We start from the raw sequence: 22502 nt of genomic DNA, 5'->3' as shown, positions 1-22502 counted from the left end.
CCTCCCCGCCCGCCTTGGGCTGTGCTCTCTGGGCGCATCCCGGTCCGGCCCCCGCGCCCGAAAGAGGAAGATATGACCTTTACCCCCGCCAATTGGCCCCGAAAACTACGCTCGCAGGAATGGTATGGCGGCACCAGCCGCGACAATATCTATCACCGGGGTTGGCTGAAAAATCAGGGCTATCCCGACGATCTGTTTGATGGCCGCCCGGTGATTGGCATTCTCAACACCTGGTCGGATCTGACGCCCTGTAACGGGCATCTGCGCGATCTGGCAGAAAAGGTGAAGGCCGGCGTCTGGGAGGCCGGGGGTTTCCCGCTTGAGGTGCCGGTGTTCAGCGCATCCGAAAACACATTCCGCCCGACGGCGATGATGTATCGCAACCTTGCCGCCCTCGCGGTCGAAGAGGTCATGCGCGCCCAGCCGATTGACGGCGCTGTGCTGCTGGTCGGCTGTGACAAGACCACGCCAAGCCTGATCATGGGGGCGGCTTCGACCGATCTGCCGTCCATCGTCGTCACCGGCGGGCCCATGCTGAACGGTTGGTTCCGCGGCGAACGTGTCGGCAGCGGCACCGCGCTTTGGCAGATGTCCGAGGACATCAAGGCCGGCAAGATGTCACAAGAAGATTTCCTTGAGGCCGAACAGGCGATGAGCCGGTCCTCTGGCACCTGCAACACCATGGGCACCGCCAGCACCATGGCCAGCATGGCCGAGGCGCTTGGCATGGCGCTGTCCGGCAATGCCGCGATCCCCGGTGTCGATGCCCGCCGTCGGGTGATGGCGCAGCTGACCGGGCGACGCATCGTGCAGATGGTCAAGGATGATCTGAAACCGTCTGATGTGATGACCCGCGCCGCGTTCGAAAATGCGATCCGGGTCAATGGCGCGATTGGCGGGTCGACCAATGCGGTCATCCACTTGATGGCCATGGCCGGGCGCGTCGGCATTGACCTGACGCTGGACGATTGGGACCGGCTGGGCCGCGACGTGCCGACCATCGTCAATCTGATGCCCTCGGGCAAATACCTGATGGAGGAATTTTTCTACGCCGGCGGCTTGCCCGTGGTCATGCGCAGACTGGCCGAGGCCGGGATGTTGCACAAGGATGCGCTGACCGTGTCCGGCGGCGCGGTCTGGGACGAGGTCAAGGAAGCCCGGAACTGGAACGAGGACGTGATCCTGCCTGCGGAAAAGGCGCTGACCCAACAGGGCGGCATTGCTGTTCTGCGCGGCAATCTTGCGCCCGATGGCGCGGTGCTCAAACCTTCGGCCGCCAGCCCGCATTTGATGGCACATCGCGGTCGCGCCGTGGTGTTCGAGGACATCGACGACTACAAGGCCAAGATCAACGATGACGCGCTCGACATCGACGAAACCTGTGTGATGGTGCTGAAAAACTGTGGCCCGCGCGGCTATCCCGGCATGGCCGAGGTCGGCAATATGGGCCTGCCGCCCAAGGTGCTGAAAAAAGGCATCACCGATATGGTGCGCATTTCCGACGCGCGCATGTCCGGCACCGCCTATGGCACCGTGGTGCTGCATACCGCACCCGAGGCCGCGCGCGGTGGCCCGTTGGCGGTGGTGCGCGATGGCGACATGATCGAACTGGATGTCGCCAACCGCCGTCTGCATCTGGAAATCTCCGACGAAGAATTGGCGCGCCGTCTGGCCGATTGGACCGCCCCCGACAACGTGCCGATCAACGGCTATGAACGCATGTTCCACGACCATGTTCAGGGCGCCGATACCGGCGCGGATTTCGACTTTCTTGTCGGTAACCGCGGCAATGCCGTACCAAAGGATTCACATTGATGACCCATAAAATTGCAATCGTAGGCGTCGGCAAGATCGCCCGTGACCAACATCTTCCGGCGATTGCCGCCAATAGCGATTTCGATCTGATCGCCACCGCCAGCCGCAATGCCCAGGTTGGTGGCGTGGCGGCCTATGGCAATCTTCAGAGCCTGCTGGCGGCACATGACGATGTCACCTGTGTGTCGCTGTGCACGCCGCCGCAGGCCCGGTACGACGATGCGCGTCTCGCGCTTGAGGCCGGCCGCCATGTCATGATGGAAAAACCCCCCGGCGCAACCCTGAGCGAGGTGCATGATCTGATCGACCTTGCGGCGGCAAAGGGGCTGACCCTCTTTACCACCTGGCATTCACGCCACGCGCCGTCGGTGGCTGCGACCCGCAGCTGGTTGGCGGACAAGGTCATCACCCGCGTCGATATTCAATGGAAAGAAGATGTGCGCTATTGGCACCCCGGTCAGGACTGGATCTGGCAAGCCGGCGGTCTGGGTGTCTTTGATCCCGGTATCAACGCGCTGTCGGTGCTGACCGAAATCATGCCGCGCGGCATTTTCCTGTCCAAGGCCGACCTGCATTTCCCCGAAAACCGCGATACGCCAGTGGCCGCTGATCTGACGTTTCATGATCCGGGCGGGGCACAGGTCACCGGCACCTTTGATTGGCTGCACCCCGGTCCGCCGTGCTGGGATATTCATATCGAAACCACCACCGGCAAGGCCACCCTGTCCGAAGGCGGCGCAACCCTGTCAATGGACGGCGCCGCACAGGAGGCCGGGAAAGCGCTAATCGGCGAATACCCGTCGCTTTACGTGCGCTTTGCCGATCTGCTCGCCGCCGGAGAGAGCGACACAGACCTCTCCCCGATGCGCCATGTCGCAGATGCCTTTACCCTTGGCCGCCGGGCCAATGTCGCGCCATTTGAATGGTAAGACCCGAATATCAGGAGACCCACCAATGACCCAACCTTTGACCGGGATTTTGCCCGTCGCCCCTACCCCGTTTCTGGCCGATGGCACGGTCGATTACGACGGCATGCGCCGGGTGTGCGATTGCCTGATTGATCAGGGCGTGGATGCGATTTGTATCCTTGCCAATTATTCAGAGCAATTCGTGCTGTCCGACGACGAACGTGCCCAGCTGATGCAGGTCAGTCTGGAACATGTGGCCGGGCGGGTGCCCGTCATCGTCACCACCAGCCATTTTTCCACCGGCATTGCGGTCGAACGGGCCAAAGCCGCCGATGCCATGGGCGCGGCCATGGTGATGATGATGCCCCCCTATCACGGCACCGGTCTGCGTGCCGATGACGAAGGTATCGTTGAACATTTCCGCGCTGTCAGCGACGCGATTTCGATCCCGATCATGGTACAGGATGCGCCATTGTCGGGCGTGACCCTGCCGGTGCCGCTTCTGGCGCGTATGGCGCGGGAATTGGAAAACGTCAGCTATTTCAAGATCGAATGCCCGTTTGCCGCCGACAAGCTGGCCGCGCTGATCGAGGCCGGTGGCGAACATATTCTGGGGCCATGGGACGGTGAAGAGGCGGTGACGCTGCTGGCCGATCTGGATGCCGGTGCGACCGCGACGATGACCTCCGGGCTGCAATGCGAACAGATCCGCCCGATTGTCACCAGCTATCTGGCGGGGGATCATGACGCGGCATTGGCGCAATGGACAAAATGTCTGCCGCTGATCAACCACGAGAACCGGCAATGTGGCCTGCGGGCCTGTAAAACCGTGTTCATGGCCGGCGGGGTGATTTCCAGCGACCATGTGCGCCACCCGCTGCGCCCGATGACCGAACGCACGAAGGACCGTTTGCTGTCCTTGGCGCGCGATCTGGACCTGATTGCCCTGCGCTGGGGCAAATAACCCGGCGCCACATTATGCATTTTCCGGCGGGGTTCATGCCCCGCCGGAAAACTTTCGTTCAGGCCGCTTTGCTTCAGGCCGCGCGATGCGACAACCCGGCAATCACGCCGCGCAGTTCCGCCAATCCCTTGAGCCGCCCGACCAGCGGATACCCCGGCTGGGCGCGCCGCCCCAGATCGTCGACAATGTCCTGGCCGTGATCCGGCCGGAACGGGATTGACCAATCCGAACGCCCCGCCGCACGCCGCCGCGCTTCTTCGTCCAGAACCGCCGCGACCAGCGCCACCATATCGGTGTCACCGCCCAGATGCTCTGCTTCATAGAACGAGCCAAAGATGTCGTCGCTTTGCCGTTTGACATTGCGCAGATGCAGGAAATGCACCTTGTCACCCAACCGTTTCATCATGCCCGGCAGATCATTGTCGGGCCGTGCGCCCAGCGACCCGGAACACAGCGTGACGCCATTGGCCGGGCTGTCGACCGCCGCCATCACCGACGAATACTGCGCCTCGGTGGACATGACCCGTGGCAGGCCCAGCAGCGGCACCGGCGGATCATCCGGATGGCAGCACAGCCGCACCCCCAGACGTTCGGCGGTGGGCACCACTTCGCTCAGGAAATCTATCAAATTCTGGCGCAGCTGATCTTCGCTGACGGCGTCATATTCCGCCAGATGGGCGCGCACATCGTCCAGCGTGAAATTCTCGGCCGCGCCGGGCAGTCCGAACACCACGTTTTTCGCCAGTGCCGCCTTGGCGGCATCATCCAATGCAGCAAACCGGGCCGAGGCCGCCGCGCGCTGTGCTTCGGTGTAATCGTCCTGCGCCGCGGGCCGTTCCAGAATGAACAGATCAAACGCCGCAAAATCCACCAGGTCAAACCGCATACAGGTCGCCCCGTTTGGCAAAGCATAGGCCAGATCCGTGCGCGTCCAATCCAGCACCGGCATGAAATTGTAGCACACGACCTCGATCCCGGCAGAGGCGAGGTTTTCCAGGCTGGTGTGGTAATTGGCAATATGGTCGCGCCAGTTGCCTTTTTGCTTTTTGATGTCTTCCGACACCGGCAGGCTTTCCACCACGTCCCAGGCCAGACCCGAGGGCGCACCGGACGCCATGGTGGCAATCTCTTGCTGGCGTTGGGCAATATCCTTGGGGGTCCAGACGGTGCCGGTCGGCACCTGATGCAGCGCGGACACAACCCCCTGCACCCCGGCCTGAAGCATGTCATCCACCGACACCAGATCCTTGGGACCGAACCACCGCCACGTCTGTTTCATCGCTTGCCTTCCTTACCAATTTGCCACGTACTTAGCACCTTGGAAAAGTTGTGACTAGTATGCAAGTGGGCCCTGCTGCGGTTCGCCCCCTGCGCCGTCCTAAGCCGTTTCCAAAGTGTTTGCCTGCTTGGACACGTCTGCCCGCCGTTGCGCGGCGCGCCGGTGCTCCAACCGTGGCACCGCCGACAAAAGCCGCTGAGTATAGGGATGTTGTGGCGCGTTCAGGATTTGTTGCGTTGGCCCGGTTTCGACGATCTCGCCTTTCAACATCACCGCAATGCGGTGGCTGACCCGTTCGACCACCGCAATGTCATGGCTGATGAACAGCATCGACACCCCGTCGCGCTGTTGAATATCCGCCAGCAAATCGGTCACCCGCCGGGCGTTTGACACATCCAGCGCCGACACGGCCTCGTCCGCGACAATGATCCGGGGTCGCACCGAAAGCGCGCGGGCAATGCAGATCCGCTGGCGTTGGCCACCGGAAAACTGATGCGGATAGCGGTCAACCGCATCCGCAGGCAGCGCCACACGCGCCAACAGATCAACCGCCAGATCGCGCCGCGCCTTGCCCGCGACCATCCCGCGCAGATACGCCGGTTCGGTCACCGCGTCACAAATCGACATGCGCGGGTTGAGCGAGGCATAGGGGTCTTGAAACACCATCTGGATATGGGCGCGATGCGTCTTGAGCGCCGCGCGGGACAGGCCGTCGATGCGGGTGCCCAGCAGGGCAATTTCACCGGCCGACGGTTCAACCAGCCGCATGATCGACCGCGCGAGCGAGGATTTTCCGCACCCGGATTCCCCCACCAGGCCCAATGTTTCCCCCTGCCCCAGCGTGACGGTCACATCCCGCACAGCCGCCACAGACCCGGCCCGCGAAAACATGCCACCGCCATAGCGCGTGGTCAGGTTTGTGACCTGCAACACCGGTTTTGCCCCATCCAACGGGGTTGGCGATCCTTCCCCCAGCCGCGGCGACGCCGCCAGCAATTGCCGGGTATAGGGCGCGCGGGGATGGGCAAAGAGATCGGCGGTATGGCCTTCTTCGACCTTTACACCATCCTTCATCACCACCACCCGATCGGCGATTTCGGCGACAATTCCCAGATCATGGGTGATAAACAGCACCGCCATGCCCATATCGGCCTGCAAGGATGCAATCAGCCGCAGGATTTCGGCCTGGGTGGTGACGTCGAGCGCGGTTGTCGGTTCATCCGCGATCAACACTTCCGGCTCACAGCTCAGCGCCATGGCGATCATCACCCGCTGGCGCTGGCCCCCAGAAAGCTCATGCGGATATTGATCCAATCGCTTTTCGGGATCGGGCAGTTTGACCCGTTCCAACGCGGCACGCGCCGCATCCCGCGCCGCACCGCCGCGCAATCCCCGATGCAGGCGCAATGCCTCGGCAAGTTGCGCGCCAATGGTCATCACCGGATTGAGCGAGGTCATCGGTTCCTGAAACACCATCGCGATCCGGTCACCGCGCAGGGCCCGCAGCGCCGCCGGGGGCAATGTGGTGATCTCTTCTGGCGTGGTGTCGCCCAACCGAATGGAGCCGCCGGTGATCTGCCCGCCCTCGCGTTCGATCAGGCGCAGGATCGACAATGCCGTGACGCTTTTGCCCGACCCGCTTTCCCCGACCAGCGCCAGGGTTTCGCCACGGTGAATGTCAAAGGACAGACCATGCACCGCCTCGGTCTCACCGAAACCAACCCGCAGATCGCGGACCGACAACACAGGGGGATTGAGGGGTGTCATCATCATTCCGCCGCAAGCCGGGTGACAAAGGGCGCCAGCGGCGTGGTCCAGCGTTGGCGCGCCGGTGTGACCCGGGCCTCGAACGGATCATCGCCAAACACCTGCCAATGCAGGGTATCGCCCAGTTCCAGCATGCCCCAGGCCCGCGCCGGTTCGCCACCGGTGGTGAAGCTTTCGGTCAGGCTTTGCTGGGTCAGATGCGGAATGCCATTGACGGTGGTCAGGGTGTTCCAATGCACATGGCCCGCAATACAGGCCAGTGGCACCTGCGCCTGCCCCAGAACATCGCGCACCCGCTCGGCCTGGGGATAGGTCGACACGCTGGCATTGCGTTGAAAGTAATAATTGCCGATCTGGCTGTGACCGGACACCGGCACATGGCTGGCGACCAGCGTGGGTTTGTCGGCGCGTTGCACCATATGCGACAGCCACAGCAAATCCGCTTCTGGCAGCTCAAAGCCGACGGGGGCCTGGGCGCGATGAATCCTGGCATCCGCGCGCCACAGCGCCAGCTGCCAATCGCCAAGATCGACCACCTGATTGCCAAGCGCGACCCCGAGGATGTCTTCGTTGTCCGCCACGCTCAGGTGGTCGCGGTCATGATTGCCGCAGATGTGATGCACCGGCATGGCCAGCCGTTTGAAAACTTCGGCGACCTCGCGCTCAAGCCGCAAATCGGTTTCGGTGTCGATATCGGAAATGCGATCCCCGAGATCCAGCACAAGATCCGGTGTTTCGGCATTGGCCCAGTCACAGAACTGGGTCAGCAGTTCAATCGCGGTATCGCCGCGTTTGGTGTGGGACGGCGTGCCGTGGTGAATATCGGTGACAATGGCGATCCGGGTCATGGATTTGGCTCCTGGGGATGGGGACAGGCCGGGCGCGAACGCCCGACCCTTTTGGGGTGACGCAGCTTAGCTGCCGGCCAGCGTGATGCTGCCCGCGCGGAAATCGAGCACATAGGGGATGTGACCCGGCATCGGCGCCCAGTTGATGGAATTTTTCATGCCCCAGCTTTCAAAGGGACGATAGAGCGGCAGAACCGCAGGATCGGCTTTGACCCGGTCCATCAGCTCGACATAGGCCGCCTTGCGGATTTCGACGTCGGTGGAATAGCGGAACCGATCCCACATTTCGGCATATTCCGCATCGGTGTTGAACCGGCCTTCGCTTTGCGATGGCCCATCGGGGGCCCACATCACGCCAAACGATCCAAAGGGGTCCGCGAAATACATCGGGTTGGACCAGTTGCGCGCCATCATCTCGGGATCATTGCCGGACCATTGGTCCTGCACGTTGACCTTGCCCTTGATGCCGACATTGGCCCACATTTCCATGATCGCCTGTGCCGCCAACAAACCGTTGGTGTAATAGGTCGGCGCGGTGTCGAACTGAATTTCGAACCCGTCATACCCGGCTTCGGCCAGCAATGTCTTGGCCCGTTCGGGATCATATTCAAAAGTCACCAGATCCGGCTGATGCAACGCACCCATTTCCGCCATGGTGTGGGTCGATGGCACAACCGCCTTGCCCAGCCACAAAGCTTCGTTCAGCGCGTCACGGTCGATGGCCAGGCTCATTGCCTGACGGATGCGCGGGTCTTCCAGTTTGGGGTGGTTCTGGTTCATGATCATCACATGAAACAGCGCCGTCGCCGACCCTGCGGTTTTCATCGCCGGGTCATTGTCGATCAGCGACAATTGGTCGGGCGCGATATTGGTCACAATATCCGCTTCGCCGGTTTTCAGCGCGGTGATGCGGCTGGCGGTTTCGGCGATCTGAACCACATTCACCCGTTCCAGCGGCGCGGTTTCGCCCCAGAAGTCGTCAAACCGTTCCCAAACCAGCTTTTCACCCGGCTGAAAGGTTTCAACCTTGTAAGGGCCAGTGCCGACCGGGGCCAGGGCGAACGCTTCAAAATCGCTGTCTTCGGCCACTTCGGGATCACCGGTCAGCGCCTTGGTGTAAGCTTCGGGAATGATCATGACCTGCTGCAAGGAAATCAGCGTTTCCCAAAGCGGCTCTTCGCGGTTGGCATGGATGCGGATCGTGGTTTCGTCGATTTTTTCCGCCATGGGAAAGTTTGCCAGACGGTCCTTGGCCCGCACGACATAGGGCGGGAACGTCGCCTGCATCATCCGGTTCAGCGAAAAGATCACATCATCGGCGGTCATCGCGTCGCCATTGTGAAATGTCACGCCCTGACGCAGTTTCAATTCCATGATGGTCGGTTCAATCAGCTCCCACGACGTGGCCAGCGCCGGCACCCATTCCGGGTCCAGTTTGCTGTGGTCGCGGTCGATCAGCGTGTCAAAGCTGTTGTAATAGAACTGCGATCCGACGTTGGAATGGTCACGGCCGGGATCAAGGTAAGAAGACACATTGGCGGCGCCAACGGTGATTTCCTGTGCAGCAACCGCCAGCGGCAGTGCAGCAGCAAGGGCAGTGGTCAGCATCAAACGGTACATGGGATTTCTCCGGTTTTGGGTTTCGTCTGGTCTAGGTCAGCATTGGGCCGCTTTGGCGCGGCTCTTTGATGTTGTTAACGGTCGTGCAGCCGGACATCGGCGCGGTCACGCAGCCAATCGCCCAGGATCTGCACGGAAAAGGTCAGCGCCACGATCAGCACCGCAGGTGTCAGCACAATCCACGGCGCGGTGGGCATGTAATCCCGCCCCAGCCCCACCATCGAGCCAAGCGAAGGTTGCGGCGGTTGCACGCCAAGCCCAAGAAAGCTGAGCGTGCTTTCCAGGATCACGATGTTCGACAGCGCCAGCGTGAACTGCACCACCAGGGGCGACACCAGATTGGGCAGGACATGACGCCATGCGGCATAGATCGGCCCTGCCCCGGCGGTCCAGGCGGCCTCGATAAAGGGCAACGCCGACAGACGGCGCACCTCGGCCCGCACGATCCGGGCATATTGTTCCCATCCGGCGATGCCCAGCACCATGACCAGCACCGTCAGGCTTGACCCCAGAAGCGACAGGATCAACAGCGCGACAAGAGTAAAGGGGATCGCGATCTGCATATCGACCAGCGACATGATCGCGTCTTCGACCCAACCGCGCCGCAGCCCGGCAATCAGCCCCAGCGTGCCGCCGATCACCAACCCGATCAGCGCCCCGGCAAAGGCCAGCATCAGCGTCAGTCGCAAACCATGCAAGGCCCGCGCCAGAACATCCCGGCCCAATTCATCCGTGCCGGCAAAATGCCCGGACAGATAGCGCTCAAACCCCAATGGCGGGCGCAGACGGCTGAGCAGGCTTTGATCCAGCGGACCAAAGGGCAGGATCACCGGCGCAAACACCGCCAAGGCAACCAACAGCACCGCCAGCCCGATGGCGATTTTCTGGATGAAATCCGTGCGTCCGGTCTTGCGCCGGGGGCGCGTCATCGGATCTGCGAGAATGGCCATTTTGTCTCTCCTCAGCTGCGGGCAAGTCGAATGCGCGGGTCTGCCAGCGCATAAGACAGGTCCGTGACGGCATTGATGATCACGACCGCGACGGCCACGGTGATCACCCCGAATTGCAACACCGGGTAATCCCGGATCAGCGCGGCATTGACCAAAAGCTGGCCAATGCCCGGCCAGGAAAAGATGCTTTCGACCACGACGCTGCCCGCAGCGGCCAATCCCGCAACCTGAAGGCCGATGACCGAAATCACCGTGACCCCGGCATTGCCCAGCCCGTGGCGCAACACGACACGCGCCTCGCGCAGGCCCTTGGCACGGGCGGTGCGGATGAAATCCTGGCCCAGCACATCCAGCATTGCGTTGCGGGTGAACCGCGTCAGCGCCGCAATCAACACCCCCGACATGGCAATGGTCGGCATGATGAAATGTGCAAAGGTGGCATTGCCCACCACCGGCAACCAGTTGAGCCAATAGGAAAATACCAGGATCATCACGATCGACAGGATAAAGGACGGCACCGCATAGCCGGTAAAGGCCAGCATCATCACCGCCGATCCGACCCAGCTTTTGCGATAAAGCGCCGCCAGAATGCCCAGCGGGATCGACAGCGCCACCGTCAGCCCGACCGAGGCCAGCAACAGTTGCCCCGACGCCCAAAGCCGGTCGCCGACAACCTCGGTCACGGGGCGGCGATCCACAAAGCTGAGACCGAATTCCCCCGACAACGCCCCGCGCAGGAACGCCAGATATTGTTGCCACAGGCTGCCATCCAGCTGGAAGTATCGGATCAGCTCCGCCCGCCCTTCGGTGGTCAGCCCGTCGCCCAGAAAGGTGTCAATCGGATTGCCCGACAAACGGGTCGCGATGAAGGTCACCGTGGCAATGGCAAACAGCGTCACCACGGATTTCACCAGAATACGCGTCACATAGGGGATCATCGGCGGGGCCTCCTTTCGATGTGAATGAATTTCATCCCAAGCCGCGCGGCGGCGCGGCCATCGGTCAGGGCATTGTCACCGACAAACACCGCGTCGTCGGCGGTCAGACCGCTGCGCGCCAATGCCATGGTCAGCATCATCGGATCGGGCTTGCCCAGGCTGCGCCATGTCAAATCCGGCTTGATCGCGCGCAGCGCCGCCAGCAGGGCCCCGGTTTCGGCCACTGGTTGATTGTCCTGTCCGGGATGGGACAGATCTTCGTTCGCCACCCAAAGCGGCACGCCGCGCGCAACAAGCGCCAGGATCGGCCCCATGGTGTCGACCGTCACACTGGTGTGGCGACACAGCAAAATCGCATCCGGGTCTTGCGCATCCGGGTCAATACCAAGAGATTTTGCCAAATCTATCAATGCATTATCCGCAAACAGCGCAATGCTTTTGATCTCTTCCACCCGCGCGAGGTAATCCAGCGCGGTTTCCCCCGCCAAAAGAATGCGCGCGGGGGGCACCGCTATGCCGATGTCGCCCAGCCGTTGCGACAATGCGACCGCCGTGGTGTCCGATGCATTCGACACGATCCACAGCCGCGCGCCGCAGGCCGCGACAAAATCCGCGGTATCCGCGAAACGACGCCCTTCTGAAATCAAGCAGCCATCCAGATCACATAGAACCAGATCCGCCTGCGCCACCGCATTGGCATCCAGCACCGGATAGCGTTCCGTCAACGGAACAAGCGTCGTTACATCGTCCAAGTCATTGTCTCCTGACGGGTGCAGGGCAACGACCCCGCTTCTTGCGGTGACATCTGACGGCGCTTTGTAATGTTCCTGCTACAAAGCAAAGCTAGACTTGGAGAGAAGCAAAGTCAGACTTTGGAATCTGTCAAAATGACCCTGAGCTCCACCCGATTGGCCGCCATTCGTGCGGTGGCAGAGACCGGATCTTATTCCGCGGCGGCCCGTGCCCTGGGGGTGACGCAACCCAATGTGTCCGGTCAGGTGCGCGCGCTGGAGGCCGATTTTGCGGTCCGGCTGTTCCTGCGCGAAGCCGGCCAGCTTTTGCCGACGGCGCTGTGCCTGAAAATCTGTGATCTGGCGGAACGCGCCGCCGAGGCCCAGGGCGAGGCGGAGCGGCTGTTGCGCAGTCGGTCGTCGCTGCGCGAGGGGCGGATTGCCATCGGGCTTGGCAATGCGATGCCCGGCATGGCGGTGATCGCCGCCTTTCACCGCGCCTATCCCGGTGTCACATTGGACGTGGAAACCGGGTCACATCAAAAAATCGCCCGCGCGGTCCGCACCCATGAATGTGAAATCGGGGTGCTGCCGGATGTGCCGAATGATCCACGGTTTCGCCGCGAACATCTGACCCGGTCCGAGGTGATCGCCATCGCCCCGGCCGCGCATCCCTTGGCGCAGAAATCCATGGTCACCGCCGCCGACCTGGCGCAAGAGCCGCTGATCTTTCGGTCGTCCGGGTCATCAACCCAACGTGCGGTGGAAAAGATGTTTGCCCAGGCGCGGCTGACCCCTCAGCCGTTCCTGACCCTTGATGCGCGCGATGGCCTGTACGAGGCGGTGGTGAACGGCCTTGGCATCGGTTTCATGTGGCGCGCCAGCACCAGCCGCACAGACGGCGTTGCGCGGCTGCCGATCGTCGAAATGCAGGGCATTGCCACCCATGAAACGGTGTTCAGCCTGAAGGACAACCAAAACCCGATCATCGAGGCCTTTTTTGCCACCGCCATGGGGTTCGACATGCCACGCGACGCGCAGTAGCGCGGGGCGGTGTTTGCATTCGGGATCGGGCTATTGCGCCGGTGCCGCCTCTGCCTCCGCTTCTGCATCGGCGTTGAACACGAACAGCGCCTCGCCGTTGATCTGATAACCGTCGATCAGCGCCTTTGCCCGGTCCGACACCAACCATTGCTCCAGCTGTTCAGCCAGGTCATGTTTGACATGCGCATGCCGGTCCGGGTTCACCGGCAGATAGGCATATTGGTTGAACAGCACCGGATCGCCGGCATAGGCCAGCGCCATGTCGCCCTTGTTGCCAAAGTTGAGCCAGCTTGCCCGGTCCGACAGAATGTAGCCATTCAACCCGACCGCAGTGTTCAGCGCAGCCCCCATGCCCGCGCCCACCGCCCGATACCAATCGCCAAATTCCTCGGGATCAAGCCCGGCATTGGACCACAGGTTTTGCTCTTTTTTATGGGTGCCGCTGTCGTCGCCACGTGACACAAAAACCGCCTCGGTTTCTGCAATTCGCCGTAGGGCCGCAGTGGCGGAAAGGGCGGTGCCAATGGCCGCCGGATCATCCGCCGGACCCACAAAGATGAAATCGTTGTACATGATTTCGCGACGATGGGTGCCATAGCCCTCGGCGACAAAACCCTCTTCTGCGGCACGGGAATGCACAAGGATCGCATCAACATCCCCCGCCTCGCCCAGGCGGATCGCCTGTCCGGTGCCCACAACAAGCAGATGCACATCCAGATCCAGATCGGCCTTGATCTCTGGCAGCAGAACCTCTGCCAACCCGGAGTTGTGAAAGGAGGTTGTGACCGCCATCTTCATATCTTCTGCCGCAAACGCGCCGCCGCCCAACAGGGTGAACGCAAACCCCAACACCAAATGTCGTTTCATTCGACAATATCCCCTTCTAGAAATGCCTTCGCCTGCGGCGTGGCTGGTTGGTTGAAAAAATCCGTCGCGGTGCCGGTTTCATGCACCCTGCCCCGCAGCAGAAAAACGACATCATCGGCCAGACGCCGGGCCTGGCCCATGTTATGGGTGGCAAGGATCAGCCGCATGCCCTTTGACTTGGCGGTGTGCAGAATTTCTTCGATCTCGCGCGTGGCGCGACCATCCAGCGCGGCGCAGGGCTCGTCCAGGAACAACAGCGCCGGATCGGTGATCATCGCCCGCGCCAGCGCCAGTTTCTGGCGCTCGCCGCCGGACAACATCGGCGCCGGACGGTCCAGCATATCCCCCAGACCAATGCGCGCCGCCCAATCCCGCGCCTGATCCTCGGCCGCACGTCGGGGGGTGCCCCGCAGGGTCAATGGATAGCAAAGGTTCTGCAAGACCGTGCGGCGCAACATCACCGGATGCTGGAACACAAAAGCCTGATGGTGGCGGGCCTCTTCGGTGCTGCAATGCCAGCGGATCGTACCAGAGCAGAGCCGCTCTGTGCCGTGCAGCAACCGCAGGAACGTTGTCTTGCCCGCGCCATTGGGCCCGATCACCGCCGTCACGCCAGCCCCATCCAGACCAAGGTCGATGGGCCCGACCAGCGTCTTGCCATGGCGCTGTGCGCGCGCCGCAGTCAGCGTGACGGGGAAAAGGGTCACCAGCGGCCCTCGCGCTCTGTGCGGCTAAGGACATGAATGGCCAGGTTGATCAGAATGGCCAAGGCGATCAGCACAAAGCCCAGTGCCAGCGCCAGGGCAAAGTCGCCTTTGCCCGTTTCCAGCGCAATCGCCGTGGTCAGCACCCGGGTTGCATGGTCAATATTGCCCCCCACAATCATGATCGCCCCGACCTCGCCAATGGCGCGGCCAAATCCGGCCAATGATGCGGTCAACAACGCCCGCCGACAATCCCACAACAGCGTGCGGATTTTCTGGCCCTGGGTGACGTTCATGGAAATCAGCAGGTCATGATATTCCTGCCAAAGGTCGCGGATGGATTGATGGGCAATCGAGGCGATCAACGGCACAATGATAATGACCTGAGCAATCACCATCGCGGTCGGCGTGAACAACAACCCCAGCACCCCCAACGGCCCGGAGCGCGAAAGCAGAAGGTAGACGATCAGCCCAACCACCACCGGCGGCAATCCCATCAAGGCATTGAGCAGCGCTATCACCGCGCGGCGATAGCGAAAGCGGCGCACCGCCAGAAATGCGGCCAGCGGCAAGGCGATCATCGAAGCAATGGCCAGCGCGATCCCGGTCACCTGCAAAGAGCGCAGGGCAATTTCCAACAGGTCGCTGTCGCGTGTCACCACCAGCCAAAAGGCCTTGGTCAGCCCGCCCCAGAGAGTGTCCATTCTGCCCCCATCCGATTGCGCCCAGACCGTCCCGGCGCGGCGAATACCGGAGGTCTATCAACGCGGTCCCGGTTTGAAAACCGCCGCAAGGGTCCAATATTGGCCCATGAGCAGTTTCCGGCCCGAGATCTGAGCCGAGAATCGGCAGGCCCGCCTTGCCTCCGCCCGATCCATCCGCAGGACGCGGCGCGCCGCATGGCCCGTGATCGAAGCCATCAATACGCGCCGCTTTCCTAGGTGTATGTGTTTAGCCCCGACTGCTATCACTGGCCAAGCAACACCCCTGCCCCACCCAATTTGCGCGCGCGAGGATAAAACCCGCAAGATGCGATCAGCAACTTTGACAGCCGTGCAAACCTGTAAATCTACTTGATTTCAATGCCTTACATGAGATCCCGAAATAAACGATGCCGTTCCAGATTGTCAGGACACCGCAAATGGCCCTAGATCTTGCGCATTGGCTTTGATCTTTCGCTATCCATTGCGCCAACACCCACTCTGGCCCGCGAACTCCGTCGGCAAATGGCAAGAGCAATAATCGTTGTTAAGACTCATTTTTCCGTGTAGATAACACTTTAACAAGCGAATTCGCTGAAAAAGCGATATTTAGAGGGCGGCACATGCAGGACAGGTCTTTTGAGGCCGACACGAAGGATCTATCCTTCGATGAGATCATCCTCCAGCAAGGAGAGCTGATCTCGGATCGACTCAATATGTTGCGGCAGGAACAATATCCCCCGAACGCCCAAAAAGGTCTACGCCAGTTTTCACTGGCCGAGGTCGCCTATTATCTTGGGGTCACGCAATCGACGATCAAGAAACTGCATCTCGAAGGCAAGGGGCCCGAACCGGAAACCTCTTCGTCGGGCCGGCGCAGCTATTCCGCCGAGCAGATGCTGGAATTGCGCGCCTATCTGGACAAACATGGCCGCCCGGGAAAGCGGCGCTATGTGCCCGACCGGCGCGAAGGCGAAGAGCTGCATGTTGTGTCGGTCGTGAACTTCAAAGGCGGCTCGGGGAAAACCACAACCGCCGCCCATTTGGCGCAGCACCTTGCGCTGAAAGGGCATCGCGTTCTGGCAATAGATCTCGACCCTCAGGCTTCGTTGACCGCGCTGCATGGCATTCAACCAGAGCTCGACAATGTGCCGTCGCTCTATGAAACGCTGCGTTATGACGAACACCGCAAACCCATCGCCGATGTCATCCGCCCCACCAATTTCCCCAATCTGGACATCGTGCCGGCCAGTCTGGAATTGCAGGAATATGAATACGACACCCCCGTCGCCCTGACGAGCGCCGATCCCCACGAAGGGCGGTTGTTCTTTACCCGGATTTCCCGCGCGCTCGAAGAGATCGATGATCGTTATGATGTGGTGGTGATCGATTGCCCGCCGCAGCTCGGCTATCTGACGCTCACCGCATTGACCGCCTCGTCCTCGGTCATTGTTACGGTTCACCCACAGATGCTGGACGTCATGTCGATGAGTCAGTTTTTGCTCATGCTTGGCGGCATCATGAAAACGATACGCGACGCCGGGGCCGATATGCGGCTTAAATGGTTTCGATACCTCGTCACCCGGTTCGAACCCACCGACGGCCCCCAGAAGCAGATGGTCGGTTTCCTGCAAGCGATGTTTCCAAATCAGATGCTGACCGCGCCGGTTCTGAAATCAACGGCGATTTCCGACGCCGGGATTACCAAGCAGACCCTTTATGAGGTCGAGCGGTCGCAGTTTGTACGCACGACCTATGACCGGGCAATCGGCTCCTTGAACGACGTCAACGACGAGATCGCCGATCTGATCCACAAGGCATGGGGGCGGGAATGAGGACCGCTTTGACAGCCGTGCAGATTGCCGGGTTTGACAGCCGTGCAAAGCGCTGTTTGCCCCATGACTTGACCGCCAGGATCACCCAGAAGGAGACGGTTTGATGGCGCGCAAAGACCTTTTGAAAAATGTGATGGCCGGCTCTTCGGACCAGCCAAAGGATGCTGGGCGCTCTGGCTATGCCATGCGGGGCGCATCGAAGTCGATGAAGGTGTCGATCGACAGTCTCGCCGAGAATTCGAAGCGGCTGCTCGAAGGGGAAACCATCGTCGAAATCGACCCGCAATTGATCGACGTATCCTTTGTGTCGGATCGCCTCAGCGATGATGATGCCGCCTTTGATGAGCTGAAGGAAACCATTGCCGCCGGGCGCCAGGACACGCCGGTTTTGCTGCGTCCGCATCCCACCGTGAACGGTCGCTATATGATCGTGTTTGGGCACCGGCGCGTTCGGGTCGCCGCAGCACTGGACCGCAAGGTTCGTGCCGTTGTCAAACCCATGGATGACGTCGCACATATTCTGGCGCAGGGTCAGGAAAACACCGCGCGGGCCGATCTTTCGTTTATTGAAAAGGCGCTGTTCGCCAAGAACCTGTTGGACATCGGGCAGGCCAAGGATGTGATCCAATCCGCGCTGACCATCGATGGCACGCTTTTGTCGCGCATGCTGTCGGTCGCGCAAAATGTCCCGCGTCCCGTGATTGAACGGATCGGACCGGCCAAACAAATTGGCCGCGACCGTTGGGAAGATTTCAAGAAGCTGGCCGCGGAACCGGCAAATGAAACCGTGCTGGATGGCGCTTTGGCATCCGAGGAATTTCAAGACCTCGACAGCGATGCACGGTTCGAGTTTCTGCACAGCAAACTGGCCGAGGCGGGCAGAGCGCCCAAACGCAAGAAAGCCCGCGCCCAGCCCAAGAAACGGACATGGACCGCTGGCAAGGGCCGCATCAAGGGCGTCGTTGGCCGGTCGGGAAAAGCATATAATATTTCGCTGACAGCACAGGATTCAGCCGCCTTCGGGGATTTTATCTCTGGGCAGCTGGACAAGCTTTACAGCGATTTCCTCGCAACAAAAGAGGAGCAGTCGGGCCAATGATTTAGGCAAAAGAAAAGCCCCCAAGCGGTGTGGCCTGAGAGCTGATCTAATGGTTTGGTCGCCTTTAATATAAGTCTCGCAGCATGCACTGTCAACGATGAACGCTTCTGAGCGAACGGCTTTCTTTTGCCTCCACATAACCGGAGGTGAGATACAGGCATGAAACATACAGGTTGGCGCAAGCCGACACCGGGTCTTGGGGTTGCAGAGCAGCATGCCCAAGCCGGTGAACGGGTAGGTGTACCCAAAACAAAGGCCTTTGTGGCCGTCAAACGGGTTGGGGCGCATATCGGTCTTAAGCCGGGCGATATGCTGTTGCTGGACACGCTGGCGGCCTTCACCCAGACGCAGGACTGGGAAGAGGGGCGGCGGCCGATTGTCTGGGCGTCAAACGCCTATCTTATGGAACAGACCGGGTTTTCCTTGTCTGCGCTCAAACGTCATGCCCGGCGTTTGGCAGAAATCGGTGTCATCTGTTTCAAAGACAGTCCAAATGGCAAACGCTGGGGGCGCAGGAATGCCGACGGCATCATTGTCGAGGCCTATGGTTTCGACCTCTCGCCCCTGTCCGCCCGCGTCGAAGAGTTCGAACAGTTGCAAGCCGAATTGCGGGCCGAACGTGAGCTTTGCCAGCAGTTGAAACGCCGGATCACCATTGCACGCCGCATGATCCGTACGCGGATCGAAACCGCCGTCACCGGCGCGCTCAGCGGCCCTTGGGCACAGTTGAACCAGCTGTTTGAAGGTCTGCTTGCCCAGCTCCCGAAACGCAAAATCGCGTCGGACCACCTGGCAAAGATCCTCCATCGGTTCACCGATCTACAGGCGCAGGTCGAAGCCGCCTATCTTGGCGCGACAACCGTGATCGAAGCTGAAGAAAACACTGAAAGGACCCTCGGGACAACTTCGGGACAACTGTCTAAAAATCCCCAAGAAATGGCCCCCAAGCGGGTCATTTCCGGCCCCCACATACAAACTACAAATCAACCTAAATCAGTAATCGGTAATCGCTTGGAAAACATCAATCACGCTTCGATTGACGTTTATACAATTCCTGAGAAGCAAGCGGCCAGCGAAGAATGCGTTTCGCTTGGCCAAACTCAAAAAACGCCCAAGGCCATGGATCTGGCAACGATCTTGCAGGCCTGTCCGGAATTTGCATCCTGGGCGCGAAATATCGGCGGGTTCCTACGCGACTGGACCGATTACAACCGCGTTGCCAGCCAATTGGCCCCGATGATCGGGGTTTCGGAACGTGTCTGGAACCTTGCCAAAGACCGGCTGGGCCCCCAATTGGCCACAACCGCCTTTGCGCTGGTCTTCGAAAAACACAACGCCGGAGAGGTCACCTCGCCAAGCGGATACCTGCGCGGAATTGTCAGGAAAGCCGGGGTAGGGGAGCTGCATCTGGAGCGTAGTTTCTATGGCAGGCTGAACAGAAAAGCCGCCTGATCAGATTCTGTTTGGGGGAAGGTTATCGGACGTAAATGTGGCCGCCGAGATGGGGCGCTTTATCAGGGAATTCTGGGGTGAAAGCGCCGCGGCGATCTGGGCTTTGATCGCTACTGATCCGACGATGCCCCGAACCTAACCCAAGTCCCAAGCTCGGTCACTTCTGTTTCAACAGAAACTCCGGCCAGTGTGGCGTTTTGGTCGGGTGGCTGGCGCACCCGCGCATGCGCCCATTCAGCAAGGCCGCGCGCCAGGAATATCGGCCCGGGTGGGCACCTCACCCAGAAGCAAAACTTGGGGCACGAGAAATTCCTATTGATATTATGTTTGCGTCTGAGGTAAGAATATCGGTAAAAGAGGAGATTACCGATGTTATCCCAAAGCCAGAGATCACAAGCGGCAAAAGCGCTGTTTCAGGCCGAACAAACCCGGGTTCAGGCCGAACGGCTATCCGCGACCTATCCCCAAATAGAAATCGAAGACGCCTATGCCATCAGCCGCGAAGTGGCCGCCAACCGCGCCAAATCAGGTGATCGCTTGATCGGCCACAAAGTGGGGCTGACGTCCAAAGCCATGCGCGCGGCTTCGAAAATCGACGAGCCGGATTATGGCCATGTCTTTGCCAGCATGCTGATCGAAGACGATGCCACGGTGGCGCATTCCGATTTCTGCGTGCCCCGGGTCGAGCCGGAATTGACCTTCATCCTGAAATCGCCGTTGCGCGGGCCGGGTCTGACGCTGGACGATGTGCTGGCGGCGACCGAATTTGTTGTGCCCTCGATCGAGATCATTGACGCAAGGGTGACCGAGCCCCGGCGCATCTTTGACACCGTTGCCGACAATGGCGCGGCGGCGGGATTGGTTTTGGGAACCAAGCGGTTCCGCCCGGACGAGATTGATTGGCGCTGGGCCGGCGCGTTGTTCCGCCGCAATGGCGAGATCGAAGAAACCGGTATTGCCGCCGGTGTCATGGATCATCCGGCCAATGCCGTTGCATGGCTGGGCAACAAGCTGGCGACTTACGACGGCGGGCTGGACGCCGGGCATATGGTGCTTTCGGGCTCCTTTACCCGTCCGGTCTGGGCCGATCCCGGCGACCGGCTTGAGGCGGATTTTGGTCCGCTTGGCACCGTTTCTCTTTCCTTTTCTTGACCTTTCAGGAGCATATAATGTCCGCACAACAACCCAAATATCTTATTGGTGACACTTGGGGCACGGCCTCGGATTTGCCGCCGATGGCCGTGGTCAACCCTGCGACCGAAGAAACCCTTTATGATGTGCCGTGCTGCAGCCCCGATCACGTGGCGCAGGCGCTGGCCTATGCCGAGGCCGGCTTTGCCGAATGGTCGGCATTGCCCGGTTGGAAGCGTGCGCAATATCTGCGACGCATTGCCGAAGAGATTGTCAAACGCCGCGAAGATTTCGGCCGTGCCATCGCCACCGAAATGGGGCGGGTGCATTCCATGGCCGTCGGCGAAGCCGATTCCGCAGCCGAGCAATTTGTCTGGATGGCAGGCGAGGCAGAGCGGATTTTCGGCCAGACCATCACCTCGCGGTTTGGCGGGCATCTCAGCATCACGCCGGAGCCTGTGGGAATCGTCGCCGCGTTCAGCCCGTGGAACTTCCCGCTTGGCCTGCCCGCGCGCAAGCTGGCACCGGCGCTTGCGGCCGGGTGCGTGGTCATCCTGCGCCCGTCGGAACAGACGCCGCTGGTCGGCACCATCCTTGGCGAATGTTGTCAGGCGGCGGGGCTGCCCACGGGGGTGGTTCAGATCCTGCAAGGTGATCCACAGGGGGTTTCGCCGGCATTGATGGACTCGGATGCGGTGCGCAAAATCTCTTTTACCGGCTCGACGCGTGTCGGGCGGTTGTTGATGGCGCAATCGGCAAAGACAGTGAAACGGGTGTCGATGGAATTGGGCGGTCATGCGCCGCTGATCATCTGTCCCGATGCTGACGTGCCTGCGGCGGCGAAACTGGCGGCGAAGTTCAAATTCATGAACACCGGCCAGATTTGCGGATCGCCCAGCCGGTTCTTCCTGCATGAGGCCGTGGCAAACGAATTCACCGATGTCTTCATGGCCGAGGCCGAAAAGGTGCAGATGGGCGATCCGATGTCCGCGGCAACAACCATGGGTCCGATGGCCAGCCCGGCGCAGCTGGACAAACTGGAACGGTTGGTATCCGACGCGGTAGAGCGCGGCGCAACGCTGTTGCTTGGCGGCACGCGGGCACGGGAACAGAACAAGGGCTTCTTCTTTGCGCCCACGGTTCTGGAAAACGTCACGGATGACGCCGAGATCATGTCAGAAGAACCCTTTGGTCCGGTCGCGTCACTGACCACCTATTCCGATCTTGGGGATGCCATCACGCGGGCCAACAGCACGCAATACGGTCTTGCGGCCTATGCCTTTACCCGGTCCGAAGTGGTTGCGCGGCGGATCTCGGCTGAGTTGCAGTCGGGCATGGTGGGGATCAACAATTTCCTGCTGTCGCATTACGAGGCGCCTTTCAGCGGCGTCAAACACTCTGGTGTTGGCATCGAAGGCGGGCAGATGGTGATCAACGAATATCTGACGTTCAAAACGACGCACGCCGAATTCGAAGTGCCTGCCGCCTGATCCGTTTCGGGGGCATTGCCAACTTGCTGCCGCATCTTGGTACGTCTAGCGTTCTATCATGAGGATACCAGCTGAGATGCCGCGCCTGAAGGGCTACCGTTTCCCCCGTGAAGTCGTGGCTTATGCCGTATGGGTCTATCATCGCTTCGCGCTCAGCACGGCGGACGTCGAGGACCTGCTAGCTGAACGCGGTGTAACCGTCAGCCGGGAAACCGTGCGCAAATGGGTGAATCGATTTGGCCGGCATTTCGCCGATTGCATAAAGCGTGACCGTCCCACCGTTGCAGACAAATGGCATCTAGACGAAGTCGTCGTTCCGATCAACGGCGTGAAGCAGTGGTTATGGCGTGCGGTGGATG

The 22502-nt window shown here is 60.6% G+C and carries 20 protein-coding genes; 10 read left to right on the top strand and 10 right to left on the bottom strand.

Annotation, left to right across the window (positions count from 1 at the left end):
- Positions 1 to 72 precede the first annotated feature (72 nt).
- From araD to Q4577_RS18635, 3 genes are read left to right on the top strand one after another with little or no spacing between them, the layout of a single operon-like run.
- Positions 73 to 1815, top strand: a complete 1743-nt coding sequence (gene araD, locus Q4577_RS18645) for an L-arabinonate dehydratase (RefSeq protein WP_303471701.1) — start codon at positions 73 to 75, stop codon at positions 1813 to 1815.
- On the top strand, positions 1815 to 2744 hold the full coding sequence (locus Q4577_RS18640; protein ID WP_303471698.1) for a Gfo/Idh/MocA family protein: 930 nt from the start codon (positions 1815 to 1817) through the stop codon (positions 2742 to 2744). Before araD ends, Q4577_RS18640 begins: the two co-directional genes overlap by 1 nt.
- Before the next feature lie 25 nt (positions 2745 to 2769).
- Positions 2770 to 3687, top strand: a complete 918-nt coding sequence (locus Q4577_RS18635; RefSeq protein WP_244691185.1) for a dihydrodipicolinate synthase family protein — start codon at positions 2770 to 2772, stop codon at positions 3685 to 3687.
- Positions 3688 to 3760: 73 nt separating this feature from the next.
- On the opposite strand, the gene uxuA is transcribed toward Q4577_RS18635, so the two are convergent.
- The 7 genes from uxuA to Q4577_RS18600 all read right to left on the bottom strand — a co-directional run bounded on the left by uxuA (position 3761) and on the right by Q4577_RS18600 (position 11841).
- Positions 3761 to 4966 (bottom strand): mannonate dehydratase, encoded by a 1206-nt coding sequence (uxuA, locus tag Q4577_RS18630; protein ID WP_303471695.1) that lies wholly within the window; start codon positions 4964 to 4966, stop codon positions 3761 to 3763.
- A 99-nt stretch (positions 4967 to 5065) separates the two neighbouring features.
- Positions 5066 to 6733, bottom strand: a complete 1668-nt coding sequence (locus Q4577_RS18625) for an ABC transporter ATP-binding protein (RefSeq protein ID WP_303471693.1) — start codon at positions 6731 to 6733, stop codon at positions 5066 to 5068.
- A 2-nt stretch (positions 6734 to 6735) separates the two neighbouring features.
- The gene (locus tag Q4577_RS18620) at positions 6736 to 7581 is read right to left on the bottom strand and encodes a metallophosphoesterase (RefSeq protein ID WP_303471691.1); all 846 of its coding nucleotides are present in this window, start codon (positions 7579 to 7581) and stop codon (positions 6736 to 6738) included.
- Positions 7582 to 7647: 66 nt separating this feature from the next.
- A complete protein-coding gene (locus tag Q4577_RS18615; RefSeq protein ID WP_303471689.1) occupies positions 7648 to 9201 on the bottom strand; it encodes an ABC transporter substrate-binding protein in 1554 nt (517 codons plus the stop codon).
- 74 nt (positions 9202 to 9275) lie between these two features.
- Positions 9276 to 10151 carry an ABC transporter permease gene (locus tag Q4577_RS18610; RefSeq protein WP_244691190.1) on the bottom strand — a complete coding sequence of 292 codons (876 nt, stop codon included), beginning with the start codon at positions 10149 to 10151 and terminating at the stop codon, positions 9276 to 9278.
- 11 nt (positions 10152 to 10162) lie between these two features.
- Complete coding sequence (locus Q4577_RS18605) at positions 10163 to 11089, bottom strand: ABC transporter permease (protein WP_303471688.1); 927 nt, start codon at positions 11087 to 11089, stop codon at positions 10163 to 10165.
- A complete protein-coding gene (locus tag Q4577_RS18600; RefSeq protein WP_303471685.1) occupies positions 11086 to 11841 on the bottom strand; it encodes an HAD hydrolase-like protein in 756 nt (251 codons plus the stop codon). The genes Q4577_RS18605 and Q4577_RS18600 overlap by 4 nt, the downstream gene beginning before the upstream one ends.
- A gap of 135 nt (positions 11842 to 11976) precedes the next feature.
- On the opposite strand from Q4577_RS18600, the gene Q4577_RS18595 reads away from it, so the two are divergent.
- A complete protein-coding gene (locus Q4577_RS18595; protein WP_303471683.1) occupies positions 11977 to 12864 on the top strand; it encodes a LysR family transcriptional regulator in 888 nt (295 codons plus the stop codon).
- Positions 12865 to 12894: 30 nt separating this feature from the next.
- Here Q4577_RS18595 and Q4577_RS18590 read toward each other — a convergent pair whose 3' ends face one another.
- Genes Q4577_RS18590 through Q4577_RS18580 form a run of 3 tightly spaced genes read right to left on the bottom strand, consistent with a single transcriptional unit; the run spans position 12895 to position 15139 of the window.
- On the bottom strand, positions 12895 to 13731 hold the full coding sequence (locus Q4577_RS18590; protein WP_303471681.1) for a substrate-binding domain-containing protein: 837 nt from the start codon (positions 13729 to 13731) through the stop codon (positions 12895 to 12897).
- Entirely contained in the window at positions 13728 to 14441 is a 714-nt protein-coding gene (locus tag Q4577_RS18585; RefSeq protein WP_303471790.1) for an ATP-binding cassette domain-containing protein, read from the bottom strand. The genes Q4577_RS18590 and Q4577_RS18585 overlap by 4 nt, the downstream gene beginning before the upstream one ends.
- Positions 14435 to 15139, bottom strand: a complete 705-nt coding sequence (locus Q4577_RS18580) for an ABC transporter permease (protein ID WP_303471679.1) — start codon at positions 15137 to 15139, stop codon at positions 14435 to 14437. The genes Q4577_RS18585 and Q4577_RS18580 overlap by 7 nt, the downstream gene beginning before the upstream one ends.
- A gap of 620 nt (positions 15140 to 15759) precedes the next feature.
- Between Q4577_RS18580 and repA the strand changes: the two genes are divergently transcribed.
- The 6 genes from repA to Q4577_RS18550 all read left to right on the top strand — a co-directional run.
- Positions 15760 to 16971, top strand: coding sequence for a plasmid partitioning protein RepA (repA, locus tag Q4577_RS18575; RefSeq protein WP_303471677.1), 1212 nt, complete (start codon positions 15760 to 15762; stop codon positions 16969 to 16971).
- A 103-nt stretch (positions 16972 to 17074) separates the two neighbouring features.
- Positions 17075 to 18070: a plasmid partitioning protein RepB gene (gene repB, locus Q4577_RS18570; RefSeq protein WP_303471674.1), complete on the top strand. Its 996-nt coding sequence runs from the start codon at positions 17075 to 17077 to the stop codon at positions 18068 to 18070.
- A 159-nt stretch (positions 18071 to 18229) separates the two neighbouring features.
- Positions 18230 to 19522, top strand: a complete 1293-nt coding sequence (gene repC, locus Q4577_RS18565; protein ID WP_303471672.1) for a plasmid replication protein RepC — start codon at positions 18230 to 18232, stop codon at positions 19520 to 19522.
- 369 nt (positions 19523 to 19891) lie between these two features.
- A complete protein-coding gene (locus Q4577_RS18560) occupies positions 19892 to 20674 on the top strand; it encodes a 2-keto-4-pentenoate hydratase (RefSeq protein WP_303471670.1) in 783 nt (260 codons plus the stop codon).
- 17 nt (positions 20675 to 20691) lie between these two features.
- Complete coding sequence (locus Q4577_RS18555; RefSeq protein WP_303471667.1) at positions 20692 to 22143, top strand: NAD-dependent succinate-semialdehyde dehydrogenase; 1452 nt, start codon at positions 20692 to 20694, stop codon at positions 22141 to 22143.
- Positions 22144 to 22201: 58 nt separating this feature from the next.
- Positions 22202 to 22502, top strand: a 301-nt coding sequence (locus tag Q4577_RS18550) for a transposase (protein ID WP_303567641.1), incomplete at its 3' end; no start/stop codon positions are given.

Origin of the sequence: Marinovum sp. 2_MG-2023, assembly GCF_030548265.1 — a bacterium.
In the GTDB taxonomy this organism is placed as follows: domain Bacteria; phylum Pseudomonadota; class Alphaproteobacteria; order Rhodobacterales; family Rhodobacteraceae; genus Marinovum.
Note: the sequence above shows the minus strand (reverse complement) of the source record. Positions and strands in the feature narration are given on the sequence as shown.